Raw genomic sequence first — 15,028 nt, 5'->3', positions numbered from 1 at the left:
TTAAGACGATTCATAAGAACCATTTTTACTCCTTTCTTGTACAATTTTTACCCACACATCAGCCCCGCTTGTGACGTGCAAGCAAGTGGTTTTGATTGATTCAAGATAAACAGATTTGAAATGAGAGAATCTTACGTTATTCAAGGGTCTAATTCAATATGAATAACGCTAGATTATCATTATAAATCAATATCTTGTATCGGTCATGCCGCCCCCTTATAATGGTTTGAACTTCATTGAGTTCACCACTTTGAATAAAAGGACGCGTGCCATAAAAGACAACGCTTTGTTGTTCCTCTTTGCCGCGAGATCTGTCAATTGCAAAGGGTAAACCACTTTCATGCTTCATATTAAAACCTCAATAAAATCTTGAATTGTTCGCGAACATCGGCACGCAAAGGAATATTAATGGGCGTTTTGAGTATCTCTACACCACCATTCAGTTCATCAGGCTCCAACCAAAGCTTGCCAAAGGGAATATCTTGTTTGGGGGTGGCATGAACGAGAAGGGAAACAAATGCTGCTTGTTTGTCCTCAACATCGTGAAAGTCTGTGCGTGCTGCCACAAGAAGCGCCGTGCCCCTCGGGGAGGGCTGATAGTGATTGCCACAATGGCTGTAAACGCCCTCCAAAGCTTGTTCAACAGGCGCTACAGCAGAGCATCTGCGAGTGCCAATCACGGCATTTTGGCTGTCTCTTAACACGAGATAAAGCGTGCGGTTGCTAAACCATTCTGCCATGAGCATATCGCGTTCATGTTTTTTGACCGAACACCACGGAAAGTTTGCCATGTCCCATGGATAATCGATTTGTTCCCAGCTTAACTCTTCATCCCCATCATCTATCCAATTGCCAATAAGCCTGCCTTCTTCTCTTAAGAGAACGTGCTCTATCTCTGTTGTGCGCCCAAAGGAAAACAAAGTGCCCCCAGCTGTTAAGCGAACACCGCTTTCATACTCCAACATGCTGTCATCAAGGCGTGACATATTGCATTCAACAGCTTGCACATCATAACCATAGGTCCCACGGCGAAAATCAGAGCGCAAACTTTTGGAAAGGTCAGTAATCGCTTCAATGGCTTCAAGGCTTTTGCGTTCAGGCAACTGATCAAAATCAAGTTGAAAGGAATTCCACCATATCCGCCCCGTCCATGCGGGTTGAAAGCGTGCTGTAATCTGGAGCCATTCAAGCCCCATCTCTATTGCAGCAAGGGAGCCACGAATATTTTGCCATGCAAGCCCTTGGTCAATCAAATCATAGNATTCAAGCCCCATCTCTATTGCAGCAAGGGAGCCACGAATATTTTGCCATGCAAGACCCTGATCAATTAAATCATAAAGGTTAGAAAAATAAGGGCTTAATTCTTGTAAGCCATATTCGTCTATTAAAAAGGGCAACCAAGAAGGCGGACGCGTAATAAATTTCGCGCGGGGTATTTCTTCGAGTGCAGTTTTAACGTGAGGGTCAAGAGCCATTGCTTCTGCAAAACAACGTTCAAACAAGCTCGAATTTGGGGGCAAAAGTGAGGAAAGCATCAATAAGCACGCCCCCGTTCAGACAAGACAATATCCCCCAAAGCTACAGCTTCATCAGGTGCAACCAAAATATCCTCACAAGGTTGCGTTATGTTCACATGGTGAACGCCCTCAACCATCAAGCGGCTTAGTATCCAACTTAAAGACAAATCACGCCCAAGCCTTTGCGCACGCGCCCATTCTGCTCTTAAATTCTGCTCCGCTCTTTCCAAAACAAAGGAGCCTTCATCCGGTAACAACCAAAGATCAGCAGAAACATTGATCATCCGCTGTACCGCGCTTTTCACAAAGATGTGGTCATTGGTCATTTTAACATGGGGGGCATCAAGGGCTGCTTGCACCTTGGCAATTAAAGCCTCATCAGCCACCCCTGAAGGAGCGTCACTAAAAAGCGCAACATGAATAAGCGGACTTTTACCCTCACGATAAACAAAAGCATCTTTGACATGGATATCGCTTGAGAGGGCAAAATATTGATAACGTGGCGCTGTGCCACCTGTGGAATGCCCTTGTCTATTCAAGCGAATGCGGCGGCGAAACCGCTCATCATCTTCATCCAAAAGGCGCGTGACCCCATGAAAATCCCCCAAATGATCTAAACTTGTTCCATGGGCAAATGTGAGTAAATTATCTCGCGCTACTTCATTAATTCGCTGGCGCAATAGCAACTCTTCATAAGCGGCCGCTTGCAATTGAATGACAACCGGATCATAAGCCGTCTTTTCCACATTATAAGGAATATGATGCGCCGCAAAAAGCTCAGTCAAACGCGTGATCTTTTGCTCTAAAATTGCTTCAACAGAAAGCTCTTCAATAATTTGTGGCAGAGAGAGTTGTGGAGGGGGAATTTGTGGAATGGATAAAGGTTCAAACTCTGTCATCACCAACCTCTAAATCAATACTCATTGGTTCCTTATGTGACCAATCCCCCAAATGCCCATCGGGATAAAAAACACCCGTTAAAACAAAATGGAATGTACCTTCACGCGTTGCTTTTGTCAGATCAATCCTCTGCAACGAAAACCCAGGCTCTCCACACTCTGGATCATCGAGTGCTTCAACAATTGCTTGATAAAGCTGCATCATCGTCGCAGGATCAGCATTGGCGTCTTGGAATGCTCCAACATCACATCCATAATGACGACGCAAAACCCGTGTCCCAATTCTTGTCGTCAGACATTTACGAAGTGACTGTTGGCAATGTGCCCAACCATATAAAAGAGAGCCATCCTTTTCGCTCATCCCGCACCGCATGCTTTAAGCTCCTTTGCTTGTCTTTGTGGTAGAAACAGTTGGGGGCGCAGAAACAACAGGTGCTGGTTTTTCAGCAATCTGACCAAGAAGCAACGGATACTTTGCCGCTTCCTCACTTAAACAAATTTCCTCACCCTTGCCCGGTGAACGCTTGCCTGCAACAAAGTCTGCATTGGTTAAAATAACATAAGTGTTCTCACGCATGATAAACTCCTTTAAAGGGGGCGAGAGGTTGTGGAGGGACCCATTTTGACCCCACCGTGTTTGTGGCTTGCGCCAACAGATTTTTGATTGTGCTGCAAATCTTCTGCTTGAATATGCACACTGCCCGTTAATTCAACACGGGTTGATTGATGAGAAAGCACCAAACCTTTTTCACTCAAATGGATTTGGTTTTCCCCATGGGAGAGAATGAGCTCATTCTTCGTGATACGCAAAGCGCCACCCGCATAACACAGAGCAAGTTCTTGGAAAGAGCGTGCGGGATTAGGCGCATCCTCACTATAGCTATCGCGCACCACCAGAGAAGCAGAACCAATTTCGCCATGGGGGTTTAACAACCGCACCGGGTCACCAACATGGAGGGGCATATTGCTTGAGAGAGCGCCAGAAGCTTCTTGCGCTTGTAGCCAAGGCGATAAAACCGCTTGTCCATTGGAACCCTGTTCGGAAAGTTTCACCCGCACCCTATGGCCATCAACTTGCACAACCCGCCCGATCATGTGCTGGTTGGCAAGACAGCGTTCAAGCGCATCAAGACGCTTCATGATTTGTCGAAAGGTATCACTTAAGAGATGTGCGTCATTCATGCCCCCACCTCATTGTCCCATGAAATCAAACCACTTTTGAGTTGTCCTTCATCACAAAAAATATCATGTCCCAACTGATGCAAATCTTGGTGCCATTCCACCACGCTTATCGATACACCACGCTGCTTAATCGCCGCAGAGATAATCGGTTCAATTTGCACCTCACGCGGGACACTCAAATGCGTTAGTCCCCACAATTGCCCGCTATGACAAAGCACCGCAATGGCTTCTGCTAAAAGCCAACTGGAAACATCACGCTCTTTACCTGTGGTAATAATAAAAGCCCCTAAATGAAGATCCGCACTCATGTGCCCACTTGCTACAGGATTCAAACGGCTTTCTAACACCGAAACCCGTATTGCTGGAGCCACCAGCATCTGTGTTTCAAGCTCTTCTAAGTTAAAACGTCCAAATTGACAGCCGCAATCACGCACATCCGGTAAAGCGCCTTTAAGGCTTCTTATCACCGCTTCACGAAACTGATTAATGCGCCCAGCATTTTTAATCGTTTGACTCATGCAAAGACCCTTTCCAGCCAGTCTTCTGTCGCTTTGACAATTTCCACTTTATTGTGCTCTGAAAGCCCCAAATAAGGGCGTGCGGGCATGGTCACTTGATGCACACAAACAAAGCGGTGTGCATTGCCGCTTTTAAGAAAAAAGCGCAGTGTCTTGCCATTTTTCGGGCGAATAACCCCACCCAATTGATGAATCCGCGCATAAACCAACCCAGAGCCCACAATCACCTGTTCTGGTGAAGCTTTCATATCAATGGAGCGTGAAAGCGCCCCACTGGCATAAAGAATGGAGGTGCGAGCATGATTGTTTTTCCACTTCTCTCCTTGGGGAGAGGTTTTTTCGCTTTGAATCCGCCGCCTTGTGCTCTCTTGGATGAGACGCCCAACCCCTTGTGCCAAAGTCCCCATCGAGCTATCAGCTCCCTTTTGCAAAAAGGATAAAGCCGCTTCAAGCCCCATCTCTTTAATCTCAATATGGGTTGAAACAGACATGTTACCTTCCCATCAAACGCGGCTTGGCATGAAAAAAAGCCCCATCACGAACCGGTCCATCTTCGCTCATAATTTTAGGTTCATCTATGCCTAAACCCGCTTTGCCTTCCGCAATGCGTTTCAAGAGTTCAACCGCCTGTTTGTAACGATCTTCAACGGTCGTGGTCAGTGCCGTATGGCGTATGGCTAAATTATAAACAGCAATATTGACACAGATCATACCCAAAGCCGCCGGCTGTCCAGCAATGGGGACGCAGTAGCGATGAGACAAATGCACATCAATCTCACCGCTTGCCTGTTCGAGAGCGCGGGCAATGGCTTGCTCTGAAAAAACTGGTTCAGAACTCTCATCCATCCCGCACAAATCATCCAAGAAGTCATCACCCCAGAGCTCTTCAATCAATCTTTTGCTTGCATAAGCCATGTTTAAAAGTTTCCCTTAGACAACTTCTTGCAACAAAACGCCGGCATCTTTTGCGGCGACCAATTCACACACACGTTCTCCCACACGCACCCGTTTACCACCTGACAAGCCGATATCTGGATCTTGGATCACTCCAGACAAACGCTCGCCCAACTGGGCGCTAAAGCCCCAACTGATCACCGAACCATCTGCCTGTTGTTTGGTAGGGTCAATATAAAGCAGTGCAATCTTATTGCCCCAAACGCGTGCCAATTGTGCCGAACGCCCTTTACGTGCCAAATTCACTTGCGATTCACCAATGAGTAAACGATCGGGGTGTATTTCCATCAGATCAGCAAATTGCGCCTTGGTGACAAAACCATCAGCAGTGCCACCCCCTTTAACGGCTTTAATGATTTTGGGATGACGTTTGAGTTTTGACCAAACAACTTTGCCCATCACAATGGTGTTGGGCGTATAGACGAGACTTTTATCCATCGCCTCATCTAAAGTGGCATAAGGGTCAGATTTCTCATAATCGCTAAATTTATTTTCACCCTTAAGCGTAATCACCCGCTCTGGTGCGTAATTTTCACTTCTTTGCACAAGAGCTGCAACACGCACTTCACGCCCCAATTCTAGCAAATTGGCAAGTCCCTCTACAGCTGTCTTTTCGGGGTTATAACGAGAGCGTCGCTCCGCCCGTGCCCGTGCCGCTGCTTCAATATCTGAATTGGGGATGAGATCATCAAGTCCGTAATCTTTGACACTGGCTTCCCGTTCAAAGGCAGAAAATTCCACCACATTCGGGCGCCCTTTTCGCCCAACCTCAAGTTCAGGCACGGTAAAATTTTCTGCTAAAGGAAATTCACTATATTTAAACACCTCACTTAAAACACAAACGCGTGGCAAAACTCTATCGCCAATAAGAGAACCTGCTGGATTGCGATAACCAATAGCAATAGCGGTGAGTGTTGGATCAATGGGAAAAGGTCTGTTCATTTTATGCCTCGATTAATTAATTTTAAAAGAAATAACATCACCAGCAGAACCATCACTCATGGCAATACCAATGGTGCGATCTGCGGCTTCCGCTTTAATGGCGTGTCCTTTGGGGTCAGAGGTCAAAAAATCACCAAAGGAAACATTGCCTCCACAAACCACTTCGCCCCAACCACATTGGCCAACATCAATCATCTCACCAGCCTTGGCTTCACAAGACCCAGCAGTCCCTAATAATTTATCACCCTTACCAGAAGCCGTTGCCACCATTCCCTCAGTGCGCGCTGCAACAATGCAATAAGGTGAAATCACATCTCCAGCGCGAAAAGATTTAATCAAAATCATCGTACTCATAATGGGCGCTCCTTTTGCTCGCCAATATACTCAACTGCTTGGCTAATGGTGATGTAGAAGCCTTTTTGCTTCTGCTCTTCCTGATAATGGCGTGCCGCAAGGGCAACCTCTTCTGGAGCAAGCTTTGGTTCTTGCGCTAAGGCACACACTTCTAAAGGGCTTGTTGAGGCAAGCGCCGGCAACTTCTCGACCAAACTTTTAAAATGCTCCATCCCCCTTCAAGGCTACAGAGCGCACGATATTCCTCGCGAGCAGCCGGCAAAATCTTGCCCTCTTCAATGGTCTTGTCTAAAAGACTCTCAATGGCAGTCTTTTTTTGCTCTTCTTGCAAAAGCGCTAAATCTTCCCGCGCTTTTTTTAATTGGGTACAAAGTTCCACGCGTTCCTTTTCGCGCGCTTTAAGCGTTGCTAAAACCTCATCCGCTTTAGCATCTTCTGCCAGCGATAGTGCACTGGCAATGGCTGTCAAATCCATCATTTTCTCCGTCAAAGTTATAGGGGAAGGCTGTTCACGGCTTAAAGCCGTCATGACAAGGGCTGGACGATTGACCAGTCCAGCACCTGCTAAATTCAAAATTTCACCTTTCTTGGAATGGCGAAACTCAGGCGAAAGATAGCGATATTCTCGGGCAACAATCTTTTTGGTAGCCATATCGGTCCATTTAACACGCCCCCAAATCGCACCATCCCGCTCTGCTAATTCTTCAATCCAGCCACTGGCAGGTGCTTCTAAACCATTTCTCGCACGGTGATGTTGCCCATGCTCATAATCAATCACAAGCGGTCCTTTATTGGCTGCAAAGGCTTTTAAAATAGTTTGCGGGTTATAATGCCATTGTCGTCCATCACGTGCCTTCACATGGGGCGCTTTGGGCAAAAGCTCTACCCACTCAGGCGCTTGGCTAACGGTGGCGTCTTCACATGAAATGTCTTGGCATAAAACGTCTGGACAGAGATCTATTAACGCAGCATGAAATGTTTCTGCATCCCCATCTTTTTGATCTTCGTGAAATTCCTGTTCCATACATTGCCTATTGCTTTACAATTGTCATTGGCAATACAATGCATGAAACTTACTCCCACCATAAGTCTGACACTGTCAGTCAAAAGAGCATTTCTCAAAAAAGCACTCTTTTCCCTATTATTCTCCTTGTGAGAGAAACCCCCGTGCTAAACCATCCCATAAAATCGTTTTCAAAGGCACTTCAAAGGCGATAGAGCGCTGTTGTGAAGTGAGAGGTACAATTTATCGCCTTATACAAAAAAGCCTCTCTCAAGCCGTTTTTTTAAAGATTGCTTTTTGGCTTAAAAACATTATATCATTGGAGGTAAGGCGTGAGCCAGTTTTGCCAGGACGGTTTTACCGGATCTGCGAGGAGTTAACCGCCCTCCACGCCTTCTCATTTTCTCACGCATCGACTCTCTTCACAAACGCCAACATGGTTTTTCTCAAGTCGTTTTTTGAGATTGCTTTTAAACTTTTAAACTGTTACTTCTATCCACGAGGCGTGAGCCAGTTATACCAGGACGGTTTTACCGGATCTGCGAGGAGTTGACCGCCCTCCACGCCTTCTCTTTTCACAAAAGCCAGCAGGTCTTTCCGGTGTTCTCTTTACAACAACCTCTCGCCCTTTTTTTCAGCCGCATCCAATAAGCGTCCAATTTCTCTAGAGCTTTTTTTATGCATGGAGGTCAACCACCATTCTTGTTTGCTTGCCACAAATTTAACCGCTAAGCGCCACCATACCCCATCATTTTCACCCAAAAACACAACGCTCGGTACACCTTTTCGCCTGATAATTCCATGGGGGCGAATGAGTGTTTGAATAGCGCCACGAAAATCATCCAAGCGAAGATCACGCGCTTGATGCTCTAACAAAATATGTTTCACGCTGTCTGCGGATAAGCAAATAAGAGAATTTTCCGCTGCAAAAACATCACCCACCTTTTGTGGTATCGGTGCAATGGGTATAAACCCGCGAGGCATACGTCCTTCAAACATGGCTTCCAAAATTGGCGAACCCACAATATCTTCAATGGCAATGCGCTTGTCATTGTCCCCCATCACGGAAATTTTATCACTCAAAAAATTGCTTAAATTTTGCGCCCGATGTTTCCCAGGATTAGAATGCCAACCAGGATCAATCCCCTTTGGTATCTTCTCAATTTTTCCCGTTCGCTTATTGTGCCAAACCTGCTTTTCAACATGAAGTGGCTCTGCCCCCTCTTCATAGCCTAAATCTTCTGCTTCATAACGGCTTACCTGTCGCACACTGCATTTACACCGCCAACCATTGGGCGGATAAAGCCAATCCCAAACCGGATCATCAACGGGTGCGGTAAACCCCACCCAACTTTCATGTTCTAAACGCTTATGTTCTGAACTTGACAAAGCATAGGTGAGATAGGGCAAAAATTCTTTATTATTTTGTGTGCGCTCCCACTCACCTGCCGCATGCGCACTCATGGTATTGGCCCAATAGACCGTTTCTAAACGCCGTGGGCTGCCCAATTGTACCACGCTCTTTTCACCAGTTTTGGGGTCAATGCTGGTCTTTTTACCCCACCAACCCTTTTCCTGTAAAATCGGCATCAAATTTTTTTGAAAATCTTGAAAAGGAACTTGATGTTTTATGGCTTCTCCAACCGCTCGCTTAAAATCATCCAAAATGTCATAGCCTAGCGATTTTGCCACCGTAAAGGAAAAGGCATGTTCTTCTGGTGCTATATCACGCCAATCAAAGCTTGGAACAAGTGCCTTGGCTTCAAAATAACGGGTGACCTCTTTAGGGGCGGTTTTAAAAAGTTCCTCATCCATGATACCCAAGCCCACGTGCAATCATTTGTACTTTTGCCAAGCGCGCTGCTAATGCGTGATGATCCATCTCACCTAGCAATTCATCTAAGCCTTTTAGGATATCCTCATAACTTTTTGCTTCTCTCACAAGCTTTTTAAAAGGCTCTAAAAGGGGTTCTAAGTCCTCTTCCCAGTCGCTTAAAGCTTCTTGTGAAAGCCGGTCCAATTCGTCGTGATGTTTCCCACCCTTCTCTTTTGCACCCTTGCTCTCTCTTGTCACAGAAACATCAAAAACACCTCCACAATCAGCACAAACATGAGCCTTTTCTCCCCTCTCATCATCAAGCGCATTATCAGGAGCCTTTAAAACATCCTCTTCCTTTTTTGGTTGCGAAAAACCAATCTTATTGCGCACTTCTTGCGCCCCAACACGCAAACCTAAAGGCACAAGTTTTTCCAGCGCATCACTAATCGCTTTAATGTCTTCATTTTCCGAAATCGGCCAATAGACAAGGGGAGCGCGCTCTTGGCGCCCAAAATTAATCTCAACAAAGGGCACAATTAAATCACGATTAGCCGTTAAAGCTAATTGGCGTGCATCAGCTCTGGCAATATCATGGCGCACATTTTCATGAATGCGCGCTTGCGAAAAAGACGCACCATCATCCGTCGTCATGGTTTGCCCCAACACACCTTTAGAAATTTGTCGATCTAAATATTCCGCCTTAGAAGCAAACACCGCATTGCCACTGCCCCCTGCCGCTTCAATAAATTCAATCTCCATTTCTTTGGGAATAATCGCTGCCGCATCACTGGATAAATCACGCACCGCTTGAATGAGAACCCGCCGTTCCTCATGAGAAGAGCTTGCCCCATATTTACCCACACGCAAAGGCATGCCATAAACTTCTAAAAATGCCATCCAATCTTTTAAGGTATAAGATTTAAACAAAAAAGCCCAAGCTGCAAGCCGCGCAAGCCCAGAACGAATAGGCAAACCGCTTTTCAACTTGGGTCTGTGAATAGAAAATTTATAAGCAGGCAATTCACTTCCATTAAAAGATCCCTCTTCTTTTAAACGCAAATGAAAACCATCCCGTCGATCCAATTGAAAAAACCGCTGGTCACGCCATTTCCAAGCAACCGGCCACCATTCCTTGGCACTCTTGTCCCACAAAGTTTCAACAACCGCATAGCCTTTTCCCAAAGCATCTAACAAATCCGTCACATAATCATCAACAAAGGTAGGCGCACTAATCACTTCCCGCACCGCATCTGCTATCTTTTTGTCCTGTGCACTGTTGCTTGCGGCAATCACTCCAGGCTCCACCCCTGTGAGAGCATTTTTACGCATGCCAAGCACAGCACGATAATGCAAATCACGCTCTTCCATATCATCGGCAAGTTGGAAAAACTGCTCTGGATGACCCTCTGCTGCCTGTTGTAAAATATCAGCAAGTTGCGCAGGGGTGAGACTACTGACAATGGTTTGTGACCACACATCACGAACACCGCCAACGGTAGGGCTTGCAACTTCTCGCTCCAACCCTTTGATATTCAGCGCCCTGCCCCACTGATCTAAAAGTTTTACCATCTCATCATCCCATCAATAAATCTTTGATCGCATTGTTGAAAAAAAAGGCGTTGAAAAGAGCGAGCTTTCATCAAAACGATAAGCCTCTCTCACAGGTGTATAATCATAAATTTCAGGAGTTTGGCGGCTGGCAAAATAAGCCAAAGCGCAAGCAATCGCGCTATCACCATGGCGCATAAAACCGTCACTGCCTTTAAAACGATGATTGTCTGGAATTTTCACAATGCCATTGACATAAGCAAGCGCTTGATGATCGGCAACAATGTCACTATCGCGCGGCAAAACAATCGTCCCATCCCCAAAAGCTTCTAAATAAGCTGGCATTTCCTTGCCATACCAACTTTGTGACAATTGCACTTCCTTCACAAGAGCTCCATAACGTTGCGCCGCTTTTTCGGCTAAATAAGCCCCATTGCCCCGCGCATCTAACGCGCCGCCCATCAAACGCGGCAAACCATTCACCCCATAAAATAAAATCTCTCTTTATTGATCAAACGGCGTATTGCGCAATTCCACCATAAACCGGACACGGCGCACCAAATCTTGTCCCACCTCCATCACCACAATCGATGTCGCATCGCCCGATCTGGCAAAATCAACACCAAAAACATGTTGGCGCCGCCGGTCAAGCCCAATATGAAGAGGTTTTATATGTTTCTCACACCAAGCAAAAGCAGCTTGACTTCGTTGATGTTCCGATTGATTTTTAAAATCATCCACACAAGCAAAACGCAACACCGCAATACCTGGTGCGCAACAATTTTCAATCTGTAAGCGTGTTAAAGCCGCCCCTTCTTGATCGGCTGGTATGGCATCTAATTCTTGGCGCATAGCAGCCAAACGCACCCCATAAGAGGCACGGATTTGCTGCTCCCATTGTTGCTCAGATGCTAAACTCCACACCTCCCCCTTCATGGCACAAACTCGTTTAAACAAGCCATTTTTAACAGCGACACCAAAGGGGTAACAATGCACCGAAAAAGGCACTTTTCCTGCTCGCGCCTCACGGATCAGTTCATTGAAAGGATTGAGCACACCATTATGGGTGGAGATCACACGGATCTTGCCTCCCCAAATGAGCAAAGCATTGACCGCATCCAAAACAGAGCGCACATCTTGATGAAACGCCGCCTCGTCAATCACCACAATGCCCTGTAGTCCGCGAATATTTTCAGGGCGGCTAGAAAGCGCCTCAACCCGAAACCCCGAAGCAAAACGCACCCGATAAGCAGAGATATATTTCGTTGAACCATCCGCCCTTTGATCAGAGAATAAAAATTCCTCAACATCCCCACTATGGCTCGTAATTGCCGAAGCAAAATTGCTCACATAGCCAATAAATTCCCGCCCCTTGTCTTTGGTGTCTCCAATATAAAAAACATTATCGCCACCAGCCTTAGGCGTTGCTGCCGCAATAAGGGTATCATCCAAAGCTTCCGCAAAAGTAATGCCAGTCCGCCGCCCCTTTTCAACCAATTTTAATGGGGACTTATCTTCAATCCATGCGCATTGATGCGCCATCAAAACACCTTCCTCCAAAGGATCTTGCTCTTGAGGAAAAGTACTTTTCCGCCAAATATCAAAACCACTTTGATGATCAAAGACATGACTTTTTGAAAAGGGCTGTTCAGCCATGTTTTACCCCCAACACCTGCGCACGAATAGCTCGCGCTGTTTCTTCTGAGAGCCCCGCCGCTGCTGCTGCTGCATCAACCGCTTTACTTGCTTTGCTGGTAAAATCCTTCTCTAATCTTTGCCGTCTGGTGGTCGACAAATGTTCAGTCGCCAACACGCCTTTAAGCGCATTGGCTAATTCTTGTGCTGCCTTTGGCGAAAGGTTTTTCCCACTGCTCAACGTTGAAAAAATCAACTCCTTAATCGCTGCTGCCGTCAAAAGAGTGATATTATCAGAAGCTTTAGCATCAAAGCGCTGCGAGAGGCTTGCGGCAATTTCTCTTGTCTGTTCTAGGCGCCGTGACATCACGGCTAGCCGCAAAGAATAACGATTAAAACTGGAAAAAGAGGGAATAGAAAAGCTGAGACCCGTTTCCTTTCGTAAAGCCTTCAAAGCCGCTTTAAACTCACCATAAATAGCCATTTGTGTCTTCTCACGCCCATTTAAAGCCTCAGCAGCAGCAGCAATAATTTGATCACAAGCTTGCGGCAATAAATCAATCGCCGTTAAACGTCCACGCCCGACCTTGCGCATCCTTCACCTCGTCTTTTATTGATGAACGTTTAGGCCGCTTCATCCCCTCAATGGAAAAGCTCCGGTCTAAATGACGCGCTCCCCGTTCTGTTAACGCCGCAAGAAAAACTGAACCCACACATTTTAAAGTAACAGCACCTTGATCTTCCATCCATGCCAGTTCATTATGCACAAAATCGCGATCGCGTCTGATGCCATAACTGTATAAAAGCCGCTCAATCATCGCACTCGATAAAGTTTCGCTGCGCTCACAAGCAAGCCCTTTTAAAATAATCAACCGCGCTTCTTCACGGATGATTTTATCCATATCTGCTTTCATTTCTTGGCATTCTCCAACAAAAACTCTTGCAAGCGCTCACCAATGGCTGCCACCGGTTGTAATTGTGCAGAAAGCGTGTTGAGACGACCATTCAATTTCTCCATATTCACTTCCAATCTTTGCAGCGCATCACGATCAGGCAAAAAGTCCATCTCTGTTTCTAACTTTTGCACACGCTCTTTAAGCGCCGTGATATCTTTCAGCATTTCCCGCGCACCTGAAGAAAAATAGGCTCTCAAAACCCCACAAATCGCAATAACCGATAACAATAAAGACAACCAGCCATTGGCAACACTGATATCCAAATTCACTTAAAAGTCCCCTCTCTTGTGCCTAAAATCGCCTGCTCCGCAGCTTTTCTACGCTGTTCACAAATCAATAAAGCAGCACGATCACGCCCCCAATAGTGCACCACTTCGCGCGCATTCAAAGCACGCTCTGGCAATAAAGCTGGGCGGGCACACGCCATGCGAACAACAGGCGGCAATTCAACCGATAAAAACTGATACGCAAAACTATCCCTTGGCTTGGGTGTTGAGCAAGCGCACACGCTCAAGCCCAATAACACAGCCAGTAGTTGGCAATACTGCATTGACCTCCTCCATTTTCACAAGCTTTTGTTCCAAAGCCGAAATCACCCCTTGCGCTTGATGCTCGGCTTCAAACGCTGCTTGCCTCTGCCGCTCCTGCACAAGCAGCGCACGTGCTGAAGCCTTGGCAATCTCCAACTGCCAATACAAATCACGCGCCTTTTCCGCTTTTAAAATTTGCGCTTTCATAAAGCCAAAAGCCGCCAACATCACACTGACCAAAAAAAGCAAACCAAAAGACAGTTTTGAAAGTGGGCTAAACATTGCTCTTATCCCCCCACCTCGTTATCTCCACCCCATCATAGGAGCTGCTATGCCGCTTATGGGAATGTTTCCTATTAGAAAAATCCAACGAACCAAAACCACGATGCACCCCCAGATTGCCAACAATAATCGCCACCATCGAAGGAATAGAAATGCCTGCCATATCAACAATATGCGGAGCCCCCCACAAACCACCAGAAACGAGCAAAAAAATACCCCCCCAAGCAAACCAAAAGGACCACCACAAATAGAGCCTAGAACCACGATAAGAAGGTTTCATGCCTTTACCTCGCATGACAGCCCCAAAAGCTTTTTAGCGCGGTTTAAATAGGTCAAACGTTGCACAAGTCCATTCTTGCCCCCATTGATCGCCTTGGTAATCCTCACGACATCATCTTGATCTGCTAGCTTATTCAAACCTCTCATCTGCCAAAACCAAACAGCAGACCAAAGAGCAGCTGGAAACTTTTCCAGCACTTGCGGAAATGCTTCACAATCAACCGCTTGTTCATCGACTAAGCCCCAAAACTTCGTAAAACGGCGATAATTATTCCGTCCCGTTAATTGGATCAAACCACGCCCCTTAAAGCGCACACCATCCCCAGGGTTGACATTGCCTAAATCTTTGCGTCCCTCATAAGCACGCCCTGAGGCATATTCACAAACGGTAAAAAAACCATCACTCTCATGGGCACATTGGCTTAAAAAATGCGCAACACGCAAACGTGTCGTGATCGCCCCATAGGATAAAGCTTCAGGCAACACGCGTGCCATTTCAACGATAATAAAATCTTGGCGCGCATGACGCGCCAATTTAGGCGCAAGGCAATGAAGAAAAGAGGCATCTATTGAAACCATAACAAACCACTCAATGAATAAAAATCCATTC

20 protein-coding genes and 2 pseudogenes are annotated in these 15,028 nt (G+C 46.2%); all 22 read right to left on the bottom strand.

What is annotated here, in order from left to right; genetic code table 11:
• Nucleotides 1-148: 148 nt before the first annotated feature.
• The 22 genes and pseudogenes from ACFILU_RS05285 to ACFILU_RS05180 all read right to left on the bottom strand — a co-directional run bounded on the left by ACFILU_RS05285 (nt 149) and on the right by ACFILU_RS05180 (nt 14,997).
• On the bottom strand, nt 149-349 hold the full coding sequence (locus tag ACFILU_RS05285) for a hypothetical protein (RefSeq protein ID WP_375675047.1): 201 nt from the start codon (nt 347-349) through the stop codon (nt 149-151).
• 1 nt (nt 350) lies between these two features.
• Nucleotides 351-1,535: a phage tail protein gene (locus ACFILU_RS05280; protein WP_375675035.1), complete on the bottom strand. Its 1,185-nt coding sequence runs from the start codon at nt 1,533-1,535 to the stop codon at nt 351-353.
• Nucleotides 1,535-2,416 carry a baseplate J/gp47 family protein gene (locus ACFILU_RS05275; protein ID WP_375675034.1) on the bottom strand — a complete coding sequence of 294 codons (882 nt, stop codon included), beginning with the start codon at nt 2,414-2,416 and terminating at the stop codon, nt 1,535-1,537. Before ACFILU_RS05275 ends, ACFILU_RS05280 begins: the two co-directional genes overlap by 1 nt.
• Nucleotides 2,403-2,789, bottom strand: coding sequence for a GPW/gp25 family protein (locus tag ACFILU_RS05270; RefSeq protein ID WP_375675032.1), 387 nt, complete (start codon nt 2,787-2,789; stop codon nt 2,403-2,405). The genes ACFILU_RS05275 and ACFILU_RS05270 overlap by 14 nt, the downstream gene beginning before the upstream one ends.
• Nucleotides 2,790-2,792: 3 nt before the next feature.
• A complete protein-coding gene (locus ACFILU_RS05265; RefSeq protein ID WP_015856807.1) occupies nt 2,793-2,993 on the bottom strand; it encodes a hypothetical protein in 201 nt (66 codons plus the stop codon).
• A gap of 11 nt (nt 2,994-3,004) precedes the next feature.
• A complete protein-coding gene (locus ACFILU_RS05260) occupies nt 3,005-3,598 on the bottom strand; it encodes a baseplate assembly protein (RefSeq protein WP_375675031.1) in 594 nt (197 codons plus the stop codon).
• A complete protein-coding gene (locus ACFILU_RS05255; RefSeq protein ID WP_375675030.1) occupies nt 3,595-4,116 on the bottom strand; it encodes a hypothetical protein in 522 nt (173 codons plus the stop codon). Before ACFILU_RS05255 ends, ACFILU_RS05260 begins: the two co-directional genes overlap by 4 nt.
• Nucleotides 4,113-4,607 carry a phage virion morphogenesis protein gene (locus tag ACFILU_RS05250; protein WP_375675028.1) on the bottom strand — a complete coding sequence of 165 codons (495 nt, stop codon included), beginning with the start codon at nt 4,605-4,607 and terminating at the stop codon, nt 4,113-4,115. The genes ACFILU_RS05255 and ACFILU_RS05250 overlap by 4 nt, the downstream gene beginning before the upstream one ends.
• Nucleotide 4,608: 1 nt before the next feature.
• Nucleotides 4,609-5,031 (bottom strand): gp436 family protein, encoded by a 423-nt coding sequence (locus ACFILU_RS05245; RefSeq protein ID WP_375675026.1) that lies wholly within the window; start codon nt 5,029-5,031, stop codon nt 4,609-4,611.
• A gap of 15 nt (nt 5,032-5,046) precedes the next feature.
• Nucleotides 5,047-6,012: a capsid protein gene (locus ACFILU_RS05240; protein ID WP_375651117.1), complete on the bottom strand. Its 966-nt coding sequence runs from the start codon at nt 6,010-6,012 to the stop codon at nt 5,047-5,049.
• A 12-nt stretch (nt 6,013-6,024) separates the two neighbouring features.
• Complete coding sequence (locus ACFILU_RS05235) at nt 6,025-6,366, bottom strand: hypothetical protein (RefSeq protein ID WP_273783958.1); 342 nt, start codon at nt 6,364-6,366, stop codon at nt 6,025-6,027.
• Nucleotides 6,363-7,390, bottom strand: a pseudogene (locus ACFILU_RS05230) (phage protease). The gene ACFILU_RS05235 and the pseudogene ACFILU_RS05230 overlap by 4 nt, the downstream one beginning before the upstream one ends.
• A gap of 588 nt (nt 7,391-7,978) precedes the next feature.
• Nucleotides 7,979-9,184: a phage minor head protein gene (locus tag ACFILU_RS05225; protein ID WP_375675024.1), complete on the bottom strand. Its 1,206-nt coding sequence runs from the start codon at nt 9,182-9,184 to the stop codon at nt 7,979-7,981.
• Nucleotides 9,177-10,757: a DUF935 domain-containing protein gene (locus tag ACFILU_RS05220; protein ID WP_375675023.1), complete on the bottom strand. Its 1,581-nt coding sequence runs from the start codon at nt 10,755-10,757 to the stop codon at nt 9,177-9,179. Before ACFILU_RS05220 ends, ACFILU_RS05225 begins: the two co-directional genes overlap by 8 nt.
• Before the next feature lie 12 nt (nt 10,758-10,769).
• Nucleotides 10,770-12,392, bottom strand: a pseudogene (locus ACFILU_RS05215) (hypothetical protein).
• Nucleotides 12,385-12,966, bottom strand: a complete 582-nt coding sequence (locus tag ACFILU_RS05210) for a phage protein Gp27 family protein (RefSeq protein ID WP_375675022.1) — start codon at nt 12,964-12,966, stop codon at nt 12,385-12,387. Before ACFILU_RS05210 ends, ACFILU_RS05215 begins: the two are co-directional and overlap by 8 nt.
• Entirely contained in the window at nt 12,929-13,285 is a 357-nt protein-coding gene (locus ACFILU_RS05205; RefSeq protein WP_375675021.1) for a hypothetical protein, read from the bottom strand. The genes ACFILU_RS05210 and ACFILU_RS05205 overlap by 38 nt, the downstream gene beginning before the upstream one ends.
• Nucleotides 13,282-13,596, bottom strand: a complete 315-nt coding sequence (locus tag ACFILU_RS05200) for a DUF2730 family protein (RefSeq protein ID WP_375607966.1) — start codon at nt 13,594-13,596, stop codon at nt 13,282-13,284. The genes ACFILU_RS05205 and ACFILU_RS05200 overlap by 4 nt, the downstream gene beginning before the upstream one ends.
• Nucleotides 13,593-13,835 carry a hypothetical protein gene (locus ACFILU_RS05195; RefSeq protein ID WP_375675019.1) on the bottom strand — a complete coding sequence of 81 codons (243 nt, stop codon included), beginning with the start codon at nt 13,833-13,835 and terminating at the stop codon, nt 13,593-13,595. Before ACFILU_RS05195 ends, ACFILU_RS05200 begins: the two co-directional genes overlap by 4 nt.
• Complete coding sequence (locus ACFILU_RS05190; protein WP_375675018.1) at nt 13,801-14,139, bottom strand: hypothetical protein; 339 nt, start codon at nt 14,137-14,139, stop codon at nt 13,801-13,803. The genes ACFILU_RS05195 and ACFILU_RS05190 overlap by 35 nt, the downstream gene beginning before the upstream one ends.
• Nucleotides 14,132-14,419 (bottom strand): hypothetical protein, encoded by a 288-nt coding sequence (locus tag ACFILU_RS05185; protein ID WP_375675017.1) that lies wholly within the window; start codon nt 14,417-14,419, stop codon nt 14,132-14,134. Before ACFILU_RS05185 ends, ACFILU_RS05190 begins: the two co-directional genes overlap by 8 nt.
• Entirely contained in the window at nt 14,416-14,997 is a 582-nt protein-coding gene (locus ACFILU_RS05180) for a glycoside hydrolase family 19 protein (RefSeq protein ID WP_375675015.1), read from the bottom strand. Before ACFILU_RS05180 ends, ACFILU_RS05185 begins: the two co-directional genes overlap by 4 nt.
• Nucleotides 14,998-15,028: the final 31 nt, after the last annotated feature.

Source organism: Bartonella sp. CL100XZDX (assembly GCF_042195375.1).
GTDB lineage: Bacteria > Pseudomonadota > Alphaproteobacteria > Rhizobiales > Rhizobiaceae > Bartonella.
Note: the sequence above shows the minus strand (reverse complement) of the source record. Positions and strands in the feature narration are given on the sequence as shown.

Coding starts and splice junctions, on each gene's coding strand:
- ACFILU_RS05285 (WP_375675047.1), bottom strand. CDS start 349: ATGAAGCATGAAAGTGGTTTACCCTTTGCAATTGACAGATCTCGCGGC.
- ACFILU_RS05275 (WP_375675034.1), bottom strand. CDS start 2,416: ATGACAGAGTTTGAACCTTTATCCATTCCACAAATTCCCCCTCCACAA.
- ACFILU_RS05270 (WP_375675032.1), bottom strand. CDS start 2,789: ATGCGGTGCGGGATGAGCGAAAAGGATGGCTCTCTTTTATATGGTTGG.
- ACFILU_RS05265 (WP_015856807.1), bottom strand. CDS start 2,993: ATGCGTGAGAACACTTATGTTATTTTAACCAATGCAGACTTTGTTGCA.
- ACFILU_RS05260 (WP_375675031.1), bottom strand. CDS start 3,598: ATGAATGACGCACATCTCTTAAGTGATACCTTTCGACAAATCATGAAG.
- ACFILU_RS05255 (WP_375675030.1), bottom strand. CDS start 4,116: ATGAGTCAAACGATTAAAAATGCTGGGCGCATTAATCAGTTTCGTGAA.
- ACFILU_RS05250 (WP_375675028.1), bottom strand. CDS start 4,607: ATGTCTGTTTCAACCCATATTGAGATTAAAGAGATGGGGCTTGAAGCG.
- ACFILU_RS05245 (WP_375675026.1), bottom strand. CDS start 5,031: ATGGCTTATGCAAGCAAAAGATTGATTGAAGAGCTCTGGGGTGATGAC.
- ACFILU_RS05240 (WP_375651117.1), bottom strand. CDS start 6,012: ATGAACAGACCTTTTCCCATTGATCCAACACTCACCGCTATTGCTATT.
- ACFILU_RS05235 (WP_273783958.1), bottom strand. CDS start 6,366: ATGAGTACGATGATTTTGATTAAATCTTTTCGCGCTGGAGATGTGATT.
- ACFILU_RS05225 (WP_375675024.1), bottom strand. CDS start 9,184: ATGGATGAGGAACTTTTTAAAACCGCCCCTAAAGAGGTCACCCGTTAT.
- ACFILU_RS05220 (WP_375675023.1), bottom strand. CDS start 10,757: ATGGTAAAACTTTTAGATCAGTGGGGCAGGGCGCTGAATATCAAAGGG.
- ACFILU_RS05210 (WP_375675022.1), bottom strand. CDS start 12,966: ATGCGCAAGGTCGGGCGTGGACGTTTAACGGCGATTGATTTATTGCCG.
- ACFILU_RS05205 (WP_375675021.1), bottom strand. CDS start 13,285: ATGAAAGCAGATATGGATAAAATCATCCGTGAAGAAGCGCGGTTGATT.
- ACFILU_RS05190 (WP_375675018.1), bottom strand. CDS start 14,139: ATGTTTAGCCCACTTTCAAAACTGTCTTTTGGTTTGCTTTTTTTGGTC.
- ACFILU_RS05185 (WP_375675017.1), bottom strand. CDS start 14,419: ATGAAACCTTCTTATCGTGGTTCTAGGCTCTATTTGTGGTGGTCCTTT.
- ACFILU_RS05180 (WP_375675015.1), bottom strand. CDS start 14,997: ATGGTTTCAATAGATGCCTCTTTTCTTCATTGCCTTGCGCCTAAATTG.